The organism is Brevibacillus fluminis (genome assembly GCF_003710825.1).
GTDB lineage: Bacteria > Bacillota > Bacilli > Brevibacillales > Brevibacillaceae > Brevibacillus_D > Brevibacillus_D fluminis.
Map to the genome: position 1 here is coordinate 1 of NZ_RHHQ01000069.1, position 1,737 is coordinate 1,737.

At 42.6% G+C, this 1,737-nt stretch carries 1 protein-coding gene; it reads left to right on the top strand.

The features are described 5' to 3' along the window. The first annotated feature begins 245 nt into the window (after nt 1-245). Nucleotides 246-1,466: an IS256 family transposase gene (locus EDM56_RS30915; RefSeq protein ID WP_122921747.1), complete on the top strand. Its 1,221-nt coding sequence runs from the start codon at nt 246-248 to the stop codon at nt 1,464-1,466. Nucleotides 1,467-1,737 lie beyond the last annotated feature (271 nt).

Below are 1,737 nucleotides of genomic sequence, written 5' to 3' on the forward strand. Positions count from 1 at the left end.
CCTCAATCAGAATGGCGCTCGGTATTCCACCCAGTAGGTAAACAGGACCAGTATATATTAGAAAGCCCATCATTAAGTCAAAAAAGGATGAATAGAACGAATTCGGGTCACGTGCTGTTAACGGGACATAGCTAATGATTGCAAGTGATAAGCAAAATACAAGGGAAGAAACGAGTCTGTAAAATATTCTGTGTAAACTCTCAACCTCCTAATTTACAATTAAATTAGAAAGGTTGGGATTTTTTATGAGTCTCATGTCGAAAGAGCAATTAAAGCAGTGGATCAAAGAGAAAAATATGAAGTCGGTGGACGATGTCCAATCTGCATTAAAAGACCTGTTCTCTGAGACCATCCAAGAGATGTTGGAGGCCGAACTGGACACTACTTTGGGCTACACCAAGCATGATACCAAAAACAAGCGGACATCCAACAGCCGAAACGGATTCAGTAAGAAACAGGTTCGTTCAGAGTATGGGGACATGGAGATCCAGATTCCACGGGATCGTGACGGCGAATTTGAACCTACCATCATCAAGAAGCACCAATCGAACGTAGCCGGTATTGAGGATCAGATTCTTGCTCTGTATGCAAAAGGAGTATCGACTCGTGACATTCAAGATCATCTGCAGCAGCTCTATGGCATTGAGGTTTCTCCCACACTGATCTCCAATGTAACGAACAAAGTCATTCCCCTCATCAAAGAGTGGCAAAATCGACCGTTGCAATCGGTCTACGCTGTCGTTTTCATGGATGCCATTCACTTTAAAGTAAAGCAAGATGGAGCCATAGTAAACAAGGCTGCCTATATGGTCATTGGCGTCGATCTTGAGGGGCATAAGGATGTTTTAGGAATCTGGATTGGGGAGAATGAATCCGCAAAATTTTGGCTTCACGTCCTTAACGAACTAAAGAACCGTGGTGTCCAAGATATTTTGATTATCTCTGTCGATAACTTAAAAGGTTTTACAGAAGCGATCTCTGCAAGCTATCCCAAAACAGAAATCCAAAAGTGTGTGATCCACCAAATTCGGAATTCGATCAAGTACGTTTCCTACAAGGATTTGAAGAAAATCACGTCTGCCCTAAAACCCATTTACAAGGCTACGACCGAAGAAGCTGCTTTAGAGGAATTGGACCAGTTCGAAAGAACTTGGGGGGAAAAGTACCCGCTAATGGTACGTTCCTGGCGGAACAATTGGAGTGAAATTGCGACATTTTTCAAGTACCCTCCAGAAATCCGTAAGTTGATTTACACCACAAATGTCATAGAAAGTTATCATCGGCAACTTCGTAAGGTGACGAAGGGAAAATCTGTTTTCCCTACAGATGAAGCCCTATTGAAAATGCTGTATCTCGTCACGATGGATGTCTTACGAAAATGGACAGGCCGCGTTCAAAATTGGGGGCAAATCTTACTGCAGTTATCCGTTTTCTTTGAGGAACGGGTAAAGCCTTACATCCGCTAAAAAATGATAGGCTTCATCCCCCCAAAAAAATACTCTTCCTCTGCACCAATAGAGTCAAGGGTTCGCTTTGCCTTACGCCCTTGACTCTATTGGCTGGAGAAAGATTTTTCGAATAGGGGATGAAACCTTCTCATACAACTGGTTGAGTTGGTTTACACAAAATTCTTGACAGACCCAATCGCAGGTTCATTACAATTACGGGCAGAACAGCTTAATCAAACGATAATAATATAAACGAAATAAGGAGCAGCTTGTTTACGGCAACTGCCCC